This is a genomic window from Rhodococcus sp. NCIMB 12038, from assembly GCF_002165735.1.
Taxonomy (GTDB): Bacteria; Actinomycetota; Actinomycetes; order Mycobacteriales; family Mycobacteriaceae; genus Rhodococcus_F.
This window is the reverse complement of sequence record NZ_NHML01000022.1, coordinates 49,412-66,034: the sequence shown is the minus strand read 5'-3', so window position 1 is coordinate 66,034 and position 16,623 is coordinate 49,412. Positions and strand designations below refer to the sequence as shown.

Here is a 16,623-nt window from a genome sequence, read left to right as displayed (position 1 = left end):
CGAGAACGAGTAGACCCGAGGAGAATTCGACGGTGACGGATACCGGCATTGCGACAGCGCGCACGACCCCGGCCGAGCGCACCCTGGCCCAGCTGCTCGACGCGCGAATCAGTTGCCGGGCATACCTGCCCGAGCAGGTGCCGCACGACGTGATCGAGAGGATCCTCGAGCTCGCCCAGCAGACGCCGTCGTGGTGCAACACGCAGCCGTGGCAGGTCGCGATCACCGAGGGGGAGGGCACCGAGCGGTTCCGTGCCGGGCTGGCGGAGTACGTCCGCACCCACCCGCAGGAGTCCGACTTCGAGTGGCCCCGCGAATACGTGGGCGAGCACAAACTGCGCCGCCGCGAGTGCGCCATGCAGCTGTACACGAGCGTCGGGATCGCCCCCGGCGACCGGGCAGCGTCCGCCGAGCAGACGATGAAGAACTTCGACCTGTTCGGGGCGCCGCACGTCGCGATCGTCACCACCCACGAAGCGCTCGGCACCTACGGCGCCGTGGACTGCGGCCTGTACGTCGAGACGTTCCTGCTCGCCGCGCAGAGCCTCGGGGTGGCGACCATTCCGCAGGCCGCCGTCGCGGGAAGTTCGCGGTTCATCCACGACTTCTTCGCGCTCGGGGAGGACCGCAGGGTGGTCTGCGCGATCTCGTTCGGCTACCCCGACACCGAGAACCCCGTCAACGGATTCCGCACCCACCGGGAACCCGTCGCCCACGTCGCGCAGTGGGTGTCCCGGTAGCGTGCTCGACTCCGAAGTGTTCGACCGCGACGACCTGTTCTCCCGGCTGCGTCGCCGCCCCGACATCGAGGCTCCCAACCTGACGGCAGTCGACGCCGCCGACCGGTTGATCCTCGACGAGGCCGCGGCCGCGCTGTCCGCCGCGCCTTCCGGGGCGCTCACCGTGATCGGCGATCACTACGGTGCGCTGACCCTCGGCGCCGCGGCGGCGCACGGTGTTACCGGAATCCGCGTGCACCAGGACCCGCTGACCGGCGAACTGGCGCTGGCCGCCAACGCCGAGACGGTCGGGCTCGCCGACCGCTACCGGTCGTGCGCGCTCGGCGAGGAACTGCTCGCGGGGACGACGGTCGTGCTGATGCAACTGCCGCGGAGCCTCGGCGAACTCACCGAGGTCGCCGAGACGATCGCCCGCCACGCCGACCCGTCCGTCGTCGTCTATGCGGGCGGACGCAACAAGCACATCTCCACCGCCATGAACGACGTGCTCGGGCGGTCGTTCTCCGACGTCCGCGCTACCCTCGGCAGGCAGAAGTCGCGGGTGCTGATCGCGCGCGGACCGCGGGAGTCGGCGCAGCAGACGTATCCCGTCACCGATCACCTCGCCGAGATCGGGCTGGACGTCGTCTCCTACGGAGCCGCGTTCGCCGGCCCCAAACTGGACATCGGGACGCGATACCTCCTCGACTTCCTGCCCCGGGTGAACCCGCGAGCACGCGCGGCGGTGGACCTCGGCTGCGGGACCGGCATCCTCGCCGTCAGCCTGGCCCGGCTCCTCCCGGAGGTGTCGGTGATCGCGACGGACCAGTCGTCGGCGGCGGTGGCGTCGGCCGCCGCCACCGCCCGCGCCAACGGGCTCGACGGGCGGGTGTCGACCCTGCGCGACGACGCCATGTCCAGCCTCGCGACCGACAGCCAGGACGTCGTCCTGTGCAACCCGCCGTTCCACGTCGGCGCGGCCGTCCACACCGGTGGGGCGTCGAAGATGTTCGCCGAAGCCGGGCGCGTGCTCCGGCCCGGCGGCGAGTTGTGGACCGTGTACAACTCCCACCTCGGATACCGGGGCCGGTTGCAGCGGCTCGTCGGGAGAACCGACGTGGTCGGGCGGAATCCCAAATTCACGGTCACCCGGTCGGTGGCCTGACCGCCACGCCGACCGGCCTCGTCTGGCGAGTGTCCCCGCGGCACCGGTAGAGTCCGAATTGTCCGACCCGAAAGCGACGAACGGGAACTTGCGGTGGGTGCGGGACGTTCAACGTACAAGACACCCGGATCCACCCGGCGAGCCACGAGAAGGGATGTGCACGGTGCGCACCACCAGTAACCCGGTGTTCCGCAACCTGCCCAAACAAGAGGGCAGCGGCGGATACGCCTCGTTCGGATCTACGACGGCCGGCGCCGCGCAGGTCACGCAGCAGTTCGGTCAGCCGCAGTACCCGCAGGCCGAGCCCTACCGGACAGGTCCCGACCACCGTTCGATGACCATCGACGACGTCGTCACCAAGACGGGCGTCACGCTGGGCGTGCTCACGGTGTCGGCGATCATCTCCTACTTCCTGGTGAGCAACAACGCGAACCTGGCGACCCCGCTCGTCATCGGCGGCGGCCTCGTCGGCCTCGTGCTGGTCCTCGTGGCCACGTTCGGCCGCAAGATGGACAACCCGGGCATCGTCCTCGCCTACGCCGTGGCGGAGGGCCTGTTCCTCGGCGCGCTGTCGTTCATGTTCACCGACGTCACCTTCGGCGGAGTCGGCGGTGCGGCGCTCATCGGGCAGGCCGTGCTCGGCACGTTCGGCGTGTTCTTCGGCATGCTCGTCGTCTACAAGACCGGCGCCATCCGGGTCACACCCCGCCTGACGCGGATGATCATCGGCGCCCTCATCGGTGTCGTCGTCCTCGCCCTCGGCAACCTGATCGCCAGCTTCTTCACCGAAGGCGGCCTCGGCCTCCGCGACGGCGGTCCCGTGGCGATCATCTTCAGCCTCGTCTGCATCGGCATCGCGGCGTTCAGCTTCCTGCTGGACTTCGACGCCGCCGACCAGCTGATCCGCGCCCAGGCGCCGGAGAAGGCAGCATGGGGCGTCGCCTTCGGACTCACCGTCACCCTGGTTTGGCTGTACGTCGAGATCCTGCGACTGCTGAGCTACTTCAACAGCGACTAGGCGCGAACGCGCGAAAAGGGCCCCGCGAGCTGAAGCTCTCGGGGCCTTTTCGCGCTTCGCGCCCGTGCGCCTTTCTGGTTGTTCCCGCTACCAGAAAGGCGCACGAGCCCGGAGGGCCTAGCTCAGGCGCTCGAGGACCATCGCCATGCCCTGACCGCCGCCGACGCACATCGTCTCGACGCCGAACGTCTTGTCCTGCTCGCGGAGGTTGTTGAGCAGGGTGTTGGTGATGCGGGCGCCGGTCATGCCGAACGGGTGACCGAGGGCGATGGCGCCGCCGGAGATGTTCAGCTTGTCCTCGTCGATGTTCAGTTCGCGGGCGGACCCGAGAACCTGCACGGCGAACGCCTCGTTGATCTCGAACAGGTCGATGTCGGAGATGGACTTGCCCGCGATGGCGAGCGCCTTCTTGACGGCCTCGATCGGGCCGAGGCCCATGATCTCGGGCGACAGGCCGGACACGCCGGTGGACACGATCCGGGCGAGCGGGGTCAGTCCGAGGGCCTTCGCCTTCGTGTCGGACATGATCACGAGCGCCGCGGCGCCGTCGTTGAGGGGGCACGCGTTGCCTGCGGTGACGGTGCCGTCGGGCCGGAACACCGGCTCGAGCTGGCTGATGCCCTCGTAGGTGGTGCCGGCGCGGGGGCCGTCGTCGGTGTTGACGACGGTGCCGTCGGGAAGGGTGACCGGGGTGATCTCCCGCTCGAAGAAGCCGTTCTTGATCGCTTCCTCCGCGCGGTTCTGCGAGCGGACGCCCCAGCGGTCCTGCTCCTCGCGGGTGATGCCGGTGGCCGAAGCGACGTTCTCGGCGGTCTGGCCCATGGCGATGTAGACGTCGGGGATCTGGTCGTTCTCGCGCGGGTCGGTCCAGGCGACACCGCCCTCGGCGAGCTTCGCGGTGCGCGCCTCGGCGTCGGCGAACCTCGCGTTCTTGGTGTTCGGCAGGCCGTCGGCGTTGCCGGTGACGAAGCTGGACACCGACTCGACACCGGCGGAGATGAACACGTCGCCCTCGCCGGCCTTGATCGCGTGCAGTGCCATCCGGGTGGTCTGCAGCGACGACGAACAGTAGCGGTTGACGGTGACGCCGGGCAGGAAGTCGTAACCCAGTTCCACCGCGACGACGCGGGCGATGTTGAAGCCCGACTGTCCGGCGGGCTGGCCGCAGCCGAGGAGCAGGTCGTCGATCTCGGTGGGGTCGAGTTCGGGGACCTTCGCCAGCGCCGCGGCCACCATCTGCGTCGTCAGATCATCCGGGCGGATGGTCTTGAGCGAGCCCTTCATGGCTCGGCCGATCGGTGAGCGTACTGCGGAGACGATGACTGCCTCGGGCATGAAAACTCCTTTGTCAACGGCGGGTGTCTGCACTGTGTTTCAGACCACCCGTTTGTGGCCTTCCCGACAACCTACGTTGCCGGGCGCCGCCGGTGTCGCCGCCATCTCACTCAGCGACCCGTCGCGTCCCGGGCGCGGACGCCTCCTCGATCGCGAGGAGTTCGTCGAGGCGGGCGGGTGCGCGTCGCCGGACGTCGCGTCGCCACAGAAAACGGTTGAGCGAGGCCGTTATCCGGGTCGACAGCTTGCGTGATTCCGCGGCCTCCGACACCTCCGGCAGATCGGGCAGGGGCCCGCCGTGCCACAGGCCCAGGGCCGTCGCGAGTACGGGCACGATCTGGATGGCCGCCAATTCGTAGCCCGCCGCCGACGGATGGAAGTGGTCGGAGGAGAACATCCGGTCGGGCGCCGCCAGGAACTCGGGGGCCAGCAGGTCGGCGAGTGCCACCGGGTGGCCGCCCGCCGCGCTGGTCGCGGCCGCCTGCGCCCGGGCCAGCCGCAGTCCCCAGGTCCGGACGACGGTCCGCAGGGGTTGCGGAATCGCCGTCACCACCCCCAGGTCGGGGCACGTTCCGACGACGACGGCGCAGTCGTGGGCGCGGAGCCGTTCGACGGCTTCGCCGAGCCTGCGCGCCGACGCCCGGATGGAGTTCTTGCTCGTCACGTCGTTGGCGCCGACCAGGATCACCGCGGCGTCCGGCGGCGGTCCGGCGACGAACATCGCATCCACCTGCCCGCTGAGCCCGCGGGACGTGGCGCCGCCGATGGCCTTGGTGCTCAGCCGGATCCGCTTGCCCGTCTCGTCGGCGAGGCGCCGTGCGATCTGCACGCCGGGCACCTCCTCCGCCGACAGGCAGCCCACCCCGGCGGCCGTGGAGTCGCCGAAGATCATCAGGTGGATGTCGTACGGGGTGGTCCGCAGCCAGCGTTCGGGCACCGCCGCGCCGGGGGAGTAGACGCCGTCGGCCTCCGGCGGCTTGGCGACGTTGTGGCCGATCACCCCGCGGGCCGCCGTCGCCTGCGACATCAGATACGAGTACGCCGCCCACGACAGCGTGCCTGCGCTCGAACCTGCCACGACAGCCGCGGCGCCGGCCTTCACTCCGGACTGCCAGGTCCTCTTGGGCACTGGTCTCACCTTTCCGCTACCTGGTGCTCATCTCACGGGTTCCAGCGGACTGCGTCCGCACCAATCTAGTCGGATCGGGGCCCCCGTGCCGGACGTCCGTGAGCATCGGATCAGGGCATCTGGGAGCATGGAGGCATGCGCATCGCGGAACACGTCGTCGACCTGATCGGCAACACCCCTCTCGTCAAGCTCTCTTCCGTCATCGGTGAGAACCACGGGACCGTTGCAGCCAAGATCGAATACCTCAACCCGGGTGGAAGCTCGAAGGACCGCATCGCGGTCAAGATGATCGACGCCGCGGAGGCGTCGGGCGAGCTGAAACCGGGCGGGACCATCGTCGAGCCCACATCCGGCAACACCGGCATCGGCCTCGCGCTGGTCGCCCAGAAGCGCGGATACAAGTGCGTGTTCGTCTGCCCCGACAAGGTCAGCGAAGACAAGCGCAACGTCCTCAAGGCCTACGGCGCCGAGGTCGTGGTGTGCCCCACCGCGGTCGCGCCCGAGCACCCGGACAGCTACTACAGCGTCTCCGACAGGCTCGCCCGCGAACTGCCCGGCGGCTGGAAGCCCAACCAGTACTCCAACCCGGGCGGCCCGCAGAGCCACTACGAGACCACCGGCCCCGAGATCTGGGCCGACACCGACGGCAAGATCACCCACTTCGTCGCGGGCGTCGGCACCGGCGGCACCATCACCGGCACCGGCCGCTACCTCAAGGAGGTGTCCGGCGGCAAGGTCAAGGTCATCGGCGCCGACCCCGAGGGCTCCGTCTACTCGGGTGGCACCGGCCGTCCGTACCTGGTCGAGGGTGTCGGCGAGGACTTCTGGCCCAGCGCCTACGACCCGTCCATCCCCGACGAGATCATCGCCGTGTCCGACGCCGACTCCTTCGAGATGACCCGTCGTCTGGCCCGCGAGGAGGGCCTGCTGGTCGGCGGTTCCTGCGGCATGGCCGTCGTCGCTGCGCTCGAGGTCGCCAAGCGTGAGGGCCCCGACGCCGTCATCGTCGTCCTGCTGCCCGACGGCGGCCGCGGATACCTGTCGAAGATCTTCAACGACAAGTGGATGGCGTCCTACGGATTCCTCCGCACCCCGCTGGACGGCAAGCCCGACGAGAAGACCGTCGGCGACGTGCTGCGCGGCAAGTCCGGCGAACTCCCGGACCTCGTCCACACCCACCCGTCCGAGACGCTGCGCGACGCCATCGAGATCCTCCGCGAGTACGGGGTGTCCCAGATGCCCGTCGTCGGTGCCGAGCCGCCCGTCATGGCCGGTGAGGTCGCGGGCAGCGTCACCGAGCGCGACCTGCTCAGCGCCGTGTTCGAGGGCCGTGCACACCTCGCCGACCCGGTCGAGAAGCACATGAGCAAGCCGTTCCCGCTCATCGGTTCGGGCGAGCCCGTGTCGGCCGCCACCAAGGCGCTCGGCGACACCGACGCGCTGATGGTCGTCGACGACGGAAAGCCCGCGGGCGTCATCACCCGTCACGACCTTCTCGGTTTCCTCAGCGCCGGCTCCTAGACGACACGTCGAGGGCAGGACGCGAGAAGACTGGTCCCCGCTGCGCACGGAACGTACGGTGCACAGCGGGGCGCCGGTCCGCTGTCCGTGAGGGGGGAGTTCATCGGATTAATCAGAGGAAGTCTGGCCCAGTCGGGCTGGGAGGAAGCTGATTCTTTACCGCGGGATGGCGCGTAGCGGGGTCGCTTTCTTGCGTGGGTTTGGGTCGTTTTTGGTTGGTGATGTACTCGGCGACGGTGGCGAGTGGGGCTCCGCTGGCGGAGGCGGCGAAGTAGGACGGTGACCAGAAGTGATTGCCCCAACAGGTATTTCTGGGTGTGGTCGGGGAACTCTTGGCGCAGGTATCGGGCGGAGGCGCCCTCGAGGCTATTGACCAGGGTGGAGAGTTGCACGGTGGGTGGGTGGTGGATCGATAGGTGGACGTGGTCGGTTTCTCCGGTGAACTCGGTCAACGTTGCGCCGAACTTGTCACACACCTCTGCCATCATCTCGGTGACATAGACCAAAGNGTATCCGCAGGGAAAGGCGNGGGGTGTGAAGCGGATCGTTGTCGTGAAGCTGGCTCCGACCCCGGAGCAGTATGTGGCGCTGACATCGACACTGGAGTTGTGCAATGCGGGGGCGAACNTGGTTGCGCAGCTCGCGCACACCGCCGCTGATCGGCGNCCGTTCGCGCTGCANAAGCAGGTCTATGCCCAGCTCAAAGCGTGTGGGTTGTCGGCGCAGCCGGCGATCCGGGTGATCAAGAAGGTCGCGGATGCGTACGCGACCCGGACAGCGAACCTGCGTAACGGCAATTACGGCACGCCGGGATCGAGACGGTATGCGAAGGTTGCGGGTAAGGCGATCGTGTTCCGTCAGGACGCGGGCCAACCGTTCGACGATCGGTGCTTGTCGTGGCAGATCGATCGATCGACGGTGTCGATCTGGACGAGCGCGGGCCGGATGCGCGACGTCGGATTCGTGTGCGCGCCGTGGCAGCTGAGAATGCTCGCCGACCGCAAAGGCGAGTCGGATCTGATTTTCCGCGACGGATGTTTCTACCTGCATGCAACCGTCGACACCGACGCACCGCCACAGCTGGTGCCCGCCGACGACCCCACCGGGTGGCTGGGTGTGGACTTGGGGATCGTGAACCTGGCGGTGACCACCGCAGACGACCCGGCCGAGCTCGACGTGCGGTGGTCCGGTGGTGCGGTCACCGCCCGCCGGAAAAAGAACGCAGCCATGCGGTCCGCGCTGCAGAAGGTGGGGACCAAGTCCGCGAAACGGAAACTGAAGAAACGGCGGAGGAAGGAGACTCGGTACGCCACCGATATCAATCACCAACTCTCGAAAACGATTGTTGCCCAGGCACAACGCGCCGGTCAAGGGATCGCGGTAGAAGACCTGTCGGGAATCCGGGACCGGGTACGGCTCGCACGCAGACAACGGCAGCAATTGCATTCCTGGGCATACGCGCAGCTGCGCGACCAGATCACCTATAAGGCGCACGCGGCAGGGGTGCCGGTGCAGGTGGTCAATCCTCGCAATACCAGTAAGACGTGCCACCTTTGCGGGTACTGCGACACCGCGAACAGGCGCAGTCAAGCACTTTTCCGGTGCCGCGGCTGCGGATGGGCCGGCCACGCCGACCATAACGCCGCCGCCAACATTGCCGCACTCGGACACGACAATTACCGGGCCGCCCAATCAACCGTGCCTAAAGCAGCCACCCCTCTCACAGCCAGTGAGAACGTGAGCAGCAAACCCGCGTCCTTCAGGACCGGGTAGTTGATTGAGAACTTGCCGGGGTTTTCCCGTCGGGGGTCGGGTGGTCGGCGGATCCGGACGGTCGGAATCGGGCGACGAGCGGATAGATCTGGCAGCCGAGGCAGATGCCGAAGGCAGCGTTGAGGAACGCCGCGAACAGCGCGAAGCCGGTGAAGACGGCACCGACGACGGGCGCGCTCAACGCGAATCCGAGGAGGCCCACCGCTGAGAATATGAAGCCGACCAGCTGTTCGCCGTCAGCGCCGCCGTCGGACCGCGGCGCGGCCCCTACGGCCGGATGCTGTGAGCAGGACGGCAACGAGAACCGCCGTGGTGATCCAGGCGGCGAATCGGGGACCGCGGACGTCGACCTGTTCGGCGGCGGCGGTTGTGGTGGACATTGACTGTGCTCCACGAATGTGTCGGATGGCCGAGGGAATGCGATGGAACGCGAGCGAGTCGATCACCGAAGGGGCGGAAAGTCAGCACGTGGTCGCAGGGCGAATCGAAAAATGACGTAGGACCGCGGTCAGCGACGCCAAAGGCAACAGCAACCGCCGACGCGACACAGGTCGACTGTGCGGCGACGGGTGAGCAGCAGCTCGCGGCAGGTCTGCACCCGCCAAATTCTACGCGCCGCACCCCTGCGCTGTTGATGGCCAATTCGAGTTGTCGCACAGGGGCACGGTCCCGCGTCTTTAGGGGATCAGGATGAACTTCCCCGCGGGGTGGGATTGCGCGAGTTCGGTGTGGGCCTGCGCGGCCTCGGTCAGGGGGAACGTCTTGGCGATGGTGATCGTCAGATGTCCGGCGCCGGCTTGCTCGACCAGTTCGGCGCGCGCCTTCAGCCGGGCTTCGGCGCTTGCCGGGTCGCCGCCGCCGACCGACGCGAAGCCGTCGTCCTGTGCCCGACCGAACGCGGCGATGGTCACGATCCGGGTCTTGTCCTTGACCAGGGCCAACGACACGTCGACGGCCTCGTCGGTTCCGGCGGTGTCGAGGGCCGCGTCGATGCCCTGGGGTGCGACCTCCCGCACCCGCTTCTCGAGGCCGTCGCCGTAGAGGACGGGAGTTGCTCCGAGGTTCCGGACGTAGTCCTGATTCGCCGCTCCCGCGGTGCCGACGACTGTCGCGCCGCGGGCGACGGCGAGTTGCACGGCGAGGGCGCCGACACCACCGGAGGCGCCGTGGATCAGGACGGTGTCACCGGAACCGACGCGGATGGTGTCCAGGGCGTCGACCGCGGTGCCGCCCACGAGCAGCAGTCCGGCGGCCTGCTCCCAGCCGAGGCCGGCCGGCTTGGGGGTAAGTGCGGAGACGGGCACGACCAATTTCTCGGCGTAGAGACCGCTGCCGGGGCTGACGATCACCTCGTCGCCCACCGCGATCTCGGTGACTCCTGCGCCGACGGCCGCGACCACGCCGGCGGCCTCACCGCCGAGCTTGACCGGCAGCTTGTCGGGATCGTTCCCGAAGGCGCCGCTATAGAGCTTGTAGTCGAAGGGATTGACGCCGATCGCCTTGACGTCGACGAGCACCTCTCCCGATCCGGGTGGCGGAACCTCCACATCGACCACGGCCAGGGCCTCGGGTGTTCCGTACGATTGCGCAACAACAGATTTGGTCATATGTGGCGCAACCTTCATCCGGTAGCTGCTATTCCTGCTGCGCGAGATTTACTCTCACGGATCCGAACACTTGCTCGGTGGAGTGAAATCGACAGGCGACTACAGAACCGAGTTGTCGCCGTTCAGGAGCCGTGGAAGTGGTCCCGGCACTGGCAGAACCCGATGAGCCAGATGTACGGATCCATCATCATGATTTCGGCGCACCGGGCTGGTAACGGCGGGAGGCGCAGAAAGCGCTCCACCCACCGCGACCCTCCGGCAGAGGTAGCGGGATGACCACAATGAGGGCATCGGCCGGGCCGTTCCGCAATCAGCTCGCCGATATCAGACCAGTACACGGATGCCAGACTGCTGAGCCGCTAGCGGATCGACAACAGTTTGGCGCACACAGAATCTGTGGGCGAGACCGTGGTGGGACCTATTCCGATGTGGGCGACAGTCGTCTGATGTGTTCCAGCAATTCGGTGAGTTCGCCGATGGTGAGTTCAACGGTGCCGAACAAGGGATCACCGTTCTTGGCGGCGCGGGCGACGGCCTGTCCGATGCGTTCGGTGAGCTCTTCGATCAGTGGGTCGGCCATGACTGAATTCTCCTGGAAAGCGGGAACGTTGTCTTCCGGATCGCATTGCAGGTTCCCGGGAGGGGCCGCTCCTCGATGTGACGGTCGACCCGTCCACGGCACCGCCAACATCACCAGCAGCCGCGGCGACCTGTTGTCGATGATCGCCGCCGACGGTGGCATCAGTTCCATCGAGATGGGTCGGGCACCGGCTGGGGTGGCCGTGGATCCGACCAGCCACACCGCCTACGTCGTAAACATCGCCGACAATTCGGTGTCGGTGGTCGAGCGATAGCGAGAGTGGAGCGCGACATGAGCCTCGCCATCAGCCCTCTGAATCAGTGCCTGGCGCGTGCGAAGCTCGTGGAGCGCTTGATGCGTGTCAGCTCGAGGCGGGAGATCCGCCATTCCCCGTCTTCCCGAACGTAGTCCTCCAGGTAGTGGCCGTACCCCGTCAGCAGAGGGAACTCGCTGTCGGCTGGGGGTTCGACCAGATCGAACATCGCCCAGATCCCGGAAGCGTGGTCGGCATCGATGATCGTGATCTCCGGGGTGTGGCCCTGGTGCACCGTCACCGCATTGTCGAGATGTGATCGTACCGACTGGACGAACGTGTCTCGATCCTTCGGCCCGCTGGTCGATTCGGCGATCTCGACAACGAGCGTGCTGCTGAACAGCGCTGCGAAGTCATCCCATTCGTGTTGATCCAGCAAACGGAAGTAGCGAGCCTTCAGTTGTTTGATGTCCTCGATAGCGGTGAGGCGTTCGAGCATCGTCATCTGTTCGGCCACAGGGGATTCCTCTCGTCGGAGTACACCGGGCGCCGGCGGACCAGATCATCGGGCGTTCGACTCGATTGCGACAGTCGATGTTAACCGGGGTACTCTTGAACTCGATTGTCGGGAACTGGAGAATCGATGGAGTTGGAATCGATTGCTTGCAAAAACCGAGGAGTGAGTGTGTGTTTCACATCGGTGTCAGGGTGCCTCTCGTGATCGCGGAAGTTCGACGGGCGATGAAGGCGAGACGCGCCCTTCGGGAGTTGTTCTGCCGCTTCTGCGGCCGCGAGTTGTTCAGCTCCAGGCCGGTCGCGGGAGTGTACTGCTCCGACGGTTGCGCCAATCGCGACTGGGCCCGTCTGGGCGCGGCACTGTGTCTCGGCGTCTATTGAAATTTGGTCGAAGAGGGTCCGTGCGGTGCTACCGGAGCGCCGCACGGACCTTCGACGGGCAGGCTGCTACTGCCCGACAGTCACGGTCCCGGCCGCACCGTCGACGGTGATGATGGTGCCGTTGGTGATTCTTCGGGTGGCGTCGGTGCAGGACACGATGCACGGAATTCCCAGTTCGCGGCTGACGATTGCGGCGTGGCTCATCGGCGCACCGACATCGACGACCACTGCTGCCGACGAAACGAACAGCGGTGTCCAGGAGGGGTCGGTGCCGGGGGCGACGAGGATTTCGCCGGGTTCGAGTTCGTCGGCCTGGCTGGGATCGTGGATGACCCGAGCCGGACCTGTCGCAACGCCGGCGCAGGCGGCGACGCCCTGCAGCACGACGCCCTCGGTGGCGGTATTCGCTGCCTGAGCGTCCCGTCGTTCCCACGTACTCGGTGCGGGCGGCTCATCGACCACGATGAAGGGTGGCACGAGTGCGGCCATTTCCTCCATTCGTGCTCGACGATCTCGGATGGTCTGGGTGTATGCGGCCGGATTCGCAACGAAGTCGTCGAACTCCTGCCGGGTGACCAGCGCAAAGTCCTCGGGACGGTCGATGTGCCCGGCGTCGGCGAGCCTGAGTCCGAGCTCGCGGAAGGGTACTTTCACCTCGCCGATCATGCGGACCAGGGAGGTTTTGCTCCGCTCGCGTGCGGGAAGGAACACTTCGGCGGCGTGCAGCAGCGCCTCGAACTGCGCGGTCGCTGCGTCGTCGCCGGCGAGCTTGCTGCGTACGGTGGCCACGGCCTCGGCCCGGTCCTGCGCCATTCGTGCCAGATTCGCCCGCGGTGCCTTGCTTTCGTCGGCCAGACGCATCCGGTCGATCGCGCCGAGCGCGATATCCGGATGTGTCTGCCATGTGGGGGTGTTCATTTCCCACTCGTTGACCCCACGGGATCCGTACTCGTACAAGAAGTCGTCGAATTGCTTGACGAAGGCGATCGCGTCGGGGTCGGAGGACTGGCGTAGTCGTGCGTCCAGACCCTTGATGCCCTCGCCGAACAGCGTCGACAGGCTCGGGGACGACTGTGCGACTCGTCCGAGGTCCCACATGGCCAGCGACGGGGCTGCCGAGTCCACCTCGCCGAAGCCGCTGATCAGCGGGGTCAGCAGTTCCGGTACGCCGAGCTGGGCGGTCAGGGCGGAAAGTCCGCCGACGGGGATGGAGGCGGCGTAGATGAGGAAGAAGTGGTCACTGACCCAGGGGATGAAGAGCGACTCCTGGATGCCGAGGGCGCGCTTCGCGAGCTCTTCGTTGCTCAGTGCGCCGAGATCCGGCCGTTCGCGGCGGAGGTCGGCGGCGCGCGTGCGGTACTCCTCGAGTTCGGGAAGGCTGTCCGCAGTCATCGCCCAGTTGATGATCTCGCCCATCCGCGCGGTCAGCTCCGGGTTCACGTCTTCGGGCCGCGGGTCGTAGGGCGGAACCCCGGGCTGACTGCCGAAATACGACTGATCGACGAGGTCCGGATTACTTCCCGGCATCCGGACGCCCATGACCCGTGATACCGACACGTTCAGGTAGCCGTAGCCGCCGAAGATTCCGATCATCTCATCGTGCTCGCTGTCGAACTCGTCCTTCTCGAACGCCCCGAAGCGGATCAGGCCGTTTCGCCACCCGTGTTCGGCGCCACGCCACACCTCGCCGGTCGCGGCCAGGGGAGTGACCACGTCGGGAAAGACTTCCGAGATGTTGGACCTGGTGTAGATGGGGAACCGTTTGCTCGGAGGGGTGTCTGCCAACCACGGTTCGTCGAGGGTGCTCATGATGCTCCTGTTGCTCTAAGGAAGCGGCATCCGATAGGTGCGCCGACGCGATGTGCATCACGTCACACGAGATAGTCTTACAATAGAATATCGAGAACGCAAGTATGGATGGACATCTGCGGACCCTCTCGTTTACTCTATGGGTAGAACATCGAGTGATAGAGAGTATGTGTCTCGAGCGGCGTTCACCGCCGGCTCGCTGTGACGTCGAGAGGAATGATTCGGTGGAGCTGGTACTCGTCCGACACGCTGAACCGGACCGAGCGGCCGCCGGGCCGGCACGAGCGAACCCGGGGCTCAGCGATCGAGGACGCGAACAGGCGGCCCGAGCCGCCGACTACCTCGCTGCCGAGGATTTCGCTGCGCTCTACACCTCGCCCCTCATTCGCGCGGTCGACACTGCGGACATCATCGGAAAAGCGGTGGGTCTGACTCCCGTCACCAGGGCCGATCTCGCCGAATTCGATCGGGACGCCGTCGAGTATCTGCACTTCGAAGATCTTCGCGTCAACAACGACCCTCGATACGAGGCATTTCTCCGGGACGATCTGAGTGCGTGGGGCACGGATGTCCCGTCCTTCAGGAAGCGCGTCACGGCGGAGTTCGACCGCATCATCGACGCTCACCCGGGCGAACGAGTCCTCGTCGTCTCTCACGGTGGCGTCGCCAATGCCTTCATCGGTGGACTGGTCGGTGCGAGCCGGCTGACGATCCATGAGCCCGGGTATACCGGTTTCGCTCGGATCCGAGCCGGTCGCACGCGTCGCACCCTCGTCAGTTTGAACGAAACCCCGCACCTGCGGGGTTTCGACCTCGGTATACGTGCAGTTCGAACGCAAGGAGCATGAGAGTGTCCGATTCGGATTTCGACGTCGTCGTCATCGGCGCCGGCGCAGCAGGCCTGGCCGCGGCGCTGTCAGCCGTCGAGCAGGGTTGCGAGCGGGTGTTGATCAGCGAGGCCACGGGCGTCGTGGGCGGCTCCTCACGACTCGCCGGCGGCGTCGTCATGGGTAGCGGCAGTGAACTCCAGCGCAAGGCAGGCGTCGAGGACGATCCGTCGGATCTGTTCAAGGAGTACATGTCGCTCAACCACTGGGACGTCGCGGCCGGCCCGGTCAAGCGACTGACCGCGCGGAGCGGCGAGACGATCGACTGGTTGAGCGAACGCGGGGTGACCTTCTTCGATCGCCTGATCTTCGGCGGGGACGAACGCAAACCGCGATCGCACTGTGTCGACGGAGGCGGACAGGCCCTCGTCAACGCCCTGTGGTCGGCATGTCAGCGCGCGGGCGTCGATGTGGCACTGGGCCACCGTGTCGATCAACTGCTCACCGACGGCGACCGAGTGACGGGAGTGATCGCCGAAGGCGAGACGATTACAGCCGACGCCGTCGTCATCGCCACCGGGGGCTTCGGCGCAAATCCTGATCTGCTGCAGAAGTACTTCCCCTCCTCGTGGACGACGGACTGGACGTGGTACATCGGCGCGGACGGGTCGCGAGGCGATGCGATCGGCTTCGCCGAACAACTCGGAGCCCAGCTCACCGGTTTCGACCGCGGCCTGCGCACCCTCGACCCGCACTTCGCCAAACTCAACGAAGCATTTCTCCCGGGATGGACCGTGCTGCTGGACGCGTCCGGTCGCCGATTCTGCGACGAGACTGCCCCGTACGGAATCCTCGACACCTTGGTGCGGGCACGCGGTAATCGTGCGTTCGTCGTCTTCGACGACGCTGCTCTGCGCCCGCCGGCAGACCAGGCCGACCGATACCGGGACTGCTACAAGCAGGTGTGGCCGAACCATCCGCCTTTCCGGCCAAAGAACTACACGGCAGACCTCGTCGACGAGAACGTCGCCACAGGCAAGGCCAAGGCCGCTTCCGATCTGCCCGCTCTCGCAGAAGCGATCGGCGTGCCGGCCGAAACCCTCGAAGGTGAGGTAGCGCGATACAACGCTCTCGCGATCGAGGGTGAAGACACCGACTTCGGGAAGGCGGGCAAGTTCCTCCTGCCGCTGAGCACGCCACCTTTCTACGCAGTCGAAGTTCGGCCGGCGACCGTCAACGTGACCTCCTGCGGGCTCCGTATCGACCAGAAGGCGCGAGTGCTGCGGCAAGACGGCGCGGCCATCGACGGGCTCTACGCCGCCGGCGAGTGCACCGGTGGAATTCTCGGCGAAACCTACATGGGCAGCGGCAATTCCTTGGCGAACGCGTGTGGCTTCGGCCGGATCGCCGGCGAAGAAGCCGCTCACAAGGCCAAGTCCGGAGCCGCATCATGACAATGCCGGCCGCCGTGGAGTCGTTCCTCGCCGCAGTGCACGCCCGTGACGCCGCCGCCGTCGCGGCCTGCTTCACACCGGACGGCGTCTACCACTTCGCAGTCCCTCAGGAGCCGGCGCGCGGGCGGGAGGCCATCGCAGGCACCTTCGCGAAAATTCTGGAAGCCTCCGACCGGGTGCAGTGGGACATCGTGACTTCCGCGTTCGACGGCGACCGTATCTGGCTCGAGCGCGTGGACCGGTTCTGGTTCTCCGGACGCGAGGTCGCCATCGAGTGTGTCGGAGTCGTCGAACTGGACGGTAGGGGTCTCATCGCGGCAGTCCGCGATTACTGCGACATGGCGACGTGGCGAGCCCGCAGGGAATCGCTGGCTTCTTCCCACTGAACGAACGGTCATATCGCACGGGGATTTCCGATCTCCGGGCAACCATCAGACGCGTGGGGCGATCCTCCACGATACCCACCCTCGGGGTGGGGCCCGGTTTCAACCATTGGCCGGGTCGGCGCAACATTTCTCCCCTACGGCGGAAACACC

15 protein-coding genes and 2 pseudogenes are annotated in these 16,623 nt (G+C 66.7%); 9 read left to right on the top strand and 8 right to left on the bottom strand.

What is annotated here, in order from left to right; translation table 11 throughout:
• Positions 1-32: 32 nt before the first annotated feature.
• The 3 genes from CA951_RS29280 (at position 33) to CA951_RS29270 (ending at position 2,902) form a co-directional block, all read left to right on the top strand.
• Positions 33-740, top strand: a complete 708-nt coding sequence (locus CA951_RS29280; RefSeq protein ID WP_087560179.1) for a nitroreductase — start codon at positions 33-35, stop codon at positions 738-740.
• Position 741: 1 nt separating this feature from the next.
• Entirely contained in the window at positions 742-1,884 is a 1,143-nt protein-coding gene (locus tag CA951_RS29275) for a class I SAM-dependent methyltransferase (protein ID WP_087560178.1), read from the top strand.
• 163 nt (positions 1,885-2,047) lie between these two features.
• Positions 2,048-2,902 (top strand): Bax inhibitor-1/YccA family protein, encoded by an 855-nt coding sequence (locus CA951_RS29270; RefSeq protein WP_179220343.1) that lies wholly within the window; start codon positions 2,048-2,050, stop codon positions 2,900-2,902.
• Positions 2,903-3,019: 117 nt separating this feature from the next.
• On the opposite strand, the gene CA951_RS29265 is transcribed toward CA951_RS29270, so the two are convergent.
• Both CA951_RS29265 and CA951_RS29260 read right to left on the bottom strand, forming a co-directional pair.
• On the bottom strand, positions 3,020-4,237 hold the full coding sequence (locus CA951_RS29265) for an acetyl-CoA C-acetyltransferase (RefSeq protein ID WP_087560176.1): 1,218 nt from the start codon (positions 4,235-4,237) through the stop codon (positions 3,020-3,022).
• 106 nt (positions 4,238-4,343) lie between these two features.
• Positions 4,344-5,366 (bottom strand): SGNH/GDSL hydrolase family protein, encoded by a 1,023-nt coding sequence (locus tag CA951_RS29260; RefSeq protein ID WP_087560175.1) that lies wholly within the window; start codon positions 5,364-5,366, stop codon positions 4,344-4,346.
• Between the two features lie 135 nt (positions 5,367-5,501).
• Between CA951_RS29260 and CA951_RS29255 the strand changes: the two genes are divergently transcribed.
• The gene (locus CA951_RS29255; protein ID WP_005255744.1) at positions 5,502-6,887 is read left to right on the top strand and encodes a cystathionine beta-synthase; all 1,386 of its coding nucleotides are present in this window, start codon (positions 5,502-5,504) and stop codon (positions 6,885-6,887) included.
• 112 nt (positions 6,888-6,999) lie between these two features.
• Here the strand turns inward: CA951_RS29255 and tnpA are convergent.
• A pseudogene (gene tnpA, locus CA951_RS45220) lies at positions 7,000-7,372 on the bottom strand (IS200/IS605 family transposase).
• A 49-nt stretch (positions 7,373-7,421) separates the two neighbouring features.
• Here tnpA and CA951_RS29245 point away from each other — a divergent pair.
• The gene (locus tag CA951_RS29245; protein ID WP_087560173.1) at positions 7,422-8,660 is read left to right on the top strand and encodes an RNA-guided endonuclease TnpB family protein; all 1,239 of its coding nucleotides are present in this window, start codon (positions 7,422-7,424) and stop codon (positions 8,658-8,660) included.
• Here CA951_RS29245 and CA951_RS29240 read toward each other — a convergent pair.
• The 3 genes and pseudogenes from CA951_RS29240 to CA951_RS43555 all read right to left on the bottom strand — a co-directional run bounded on the left by CA951_RS29240 (position 8,647) and on the right by CA951_RS43555 (position 10,847).
• Positions 8,647-9,040 (bottom strand): annotated as a pseudogene (locus CA951_RS29240) (DUF4395 domain-containing protein). The gene CA951_RS29245 and the pseudogene CA951_RS29240 sit on opposite strands and share 14 nt — an antisense overlap.
• A gap of 297 nt (positions 9,041-9,337) precedes the next feature.
• Positions 9,338-10,267, bottom strand: coding sequence for an NADP-dependent oxidoreductase (locus CA951_RS29235; protein ID WP_087560172.1), 930 nt, complete (start codon positions 10,265-10,267; stop codon positions 9,338-9,340).
• A gap of 418 nt (positions 10,268-10,685) precedes the next feature.
• Entirely contained in the window at positions 10,686-10,847 is a 162-nt protein-coding gene (locus CA951_RS43555; RefSeq protein ID WP_179220342.1) for a hypothetical protein, read from the bottom strand.
• On the opposite strand from CA951_RS43555, the gene CA951_RS29230 reads away from it, so the two are divergent.
• On the top strand, positions 10,846-11,121 hold the full coding sequence (locus tag CA951_RS29230) for a hypothetical protein (RefSeq protein ID WP_087560171.1): 276 nt from the start codon (positions 10,846-10,848) through the stop codon (positions 11,119-11,121). The genes CA951_RS43555 and CA951_RS29230 overlap by 2 nt on opposite strands.
• 43 nt (positions 11,122-11,164) lie before the next feature.
• Here CA951_RS29230 and CA951_RS29225 read toward each other — a convergent pair whose 3' ends face one another.
• Both CA951_RS29225 and CA951_RS29215 read right to left on the bottom strand, forming a co-directional pair.
• Positions 11,165-11,617 (bottom strand): nuclear transport factor 2 family protein, encoded by a 453-nt coding sequence (locus CA951_RS29225; protein ID WP_087560170.1) that lies wholly within the window; start codon positions 11,615-11,617, stop codon positions 11,165-11,167.
• Between the two features lie 446 nt (positions 11,618-12,063).
• On the bottom strand, positions 12,064-13,806 hold the full coding sequence (locus CA951_RS29215) for a PEP-utilizing enzyme (protein WP_087560168.1): 1,743 nt from the start codon (positions 13,804-13,806) through the stop codon (positions 12,064-12,066).
• Between the two features lie 104 nt (positions 13,807-13,910).
• Here CA951_RS29215 and CA951_RS29210 point away from each other — a divergent pair, with 104 nt between their 5' ends.
• From CA951_RS29210 to CA951_RS29200, 3 genes are read left to right on the top strand one after another with little or no spacing between them, the layout of a single operon-like run.
• Complete coding sequence (locus CA951_RS29210; RefSeq protein WP_306300863.1) at positions 13,911-14,654, top strand: histidine phosphatase family protein; 744 nt, start codon at positions 13,911-13,913, stop codon at positions 14,652-14,654.
• Positions 14,651-16,087, top strand: a complete 1,437-nt coding sequence (locus tag CA951_RS29205) for an FAD-dependent oxidoreductase (RefSeq protein WP_087560166.1) — start codon at positions 14,651-14,653, stop codon at positions 16,085-16,087. Before CA951_RS29210 ends, CA951_RS29205 begins: the two co-directional genes overlap by 4 nt.
• Positions 16,084-16,473 (top strand): nuclear transport factor 2 family protein, encoded by a 390-nt coding sequence (locus CA951_RS29200; protein WP_087560165.1) that lies wholly within the window; start codon positions 16,084-16,086, stop codon positions 16,471-16,473. Before CA951_RS29205 ends, CA951_RS29200 begins: the two co-directional genes overlap by 4 nt.
• The last annotated feature ends 150 nt before the right edge of the window (positions 16,474-16,623 follow it).

Bases quoted from the DNA above. Each gene is read 5' to 3' on its own strand.
- CA951_RS29200 (WP_087560165.1), top strand. From the start codon at position 16,084: ATGACAATGCCGGCCGCCGTGGAGTCGTTCCTCGCCGCAGTGCACGCC.
- CA951_RS29210 (WP_306300863.1), top strand. From the start codon at position 13,911: ATGGATGGACATCTGCGGACCCTCTCGTTTACTCTATGGGTAGAACAT.
- CA951_RS29265 (WP_087560176.1), bottom strand. From the start codon at position 4,237: ATGCCCGAGGCAGTCATCGTCTCCGCAGTACGCTCACCGATCGGCCGA.
- CA951_RS29235 (WP_087560172.1), bottom strand. From the start codon at position 10,267: ATGACCAAATCTGTTGTTGCGCAATCGTACGGAACACCCGAGGCCCTG.
- CA951_RS29215 (WP_087560168.1), bottom strand. From the start codon at position 13,806: ATGAGCACCCTCGACGAACCGTGGTTGGCAGACACCCCTCCGAGCAAA.
- CA951_RS43555 (WP_179220342.1), bottom strand. From the start codon at position 10,847: ATGGCCGACCCACTGATCGAAGAGCTCACCGAACGCATCGGACAGGCC.
- CA951_RS29255 (WP_005255744.1), top strand. From the start codon at position 5,502: ATGCGCATCGCGGAACACGTCGTCGACCTGATCGGCAACACCCCTCTC.
- CA951_RS29205 (WP_087560166.1), top strand. From the start codon at position 14,651: ATGAGAGTGTCCGATTCGGATTTCGACGTCGTCGTCATCGGCGCCGGC.
- CA951_RS29230 (WP_087560171.1), top strand. From the start codon at position 10,846: ATGACTGAATTCTCCTGGAAAGCGGGAACGTTGTCTTCCGGATCGCAT.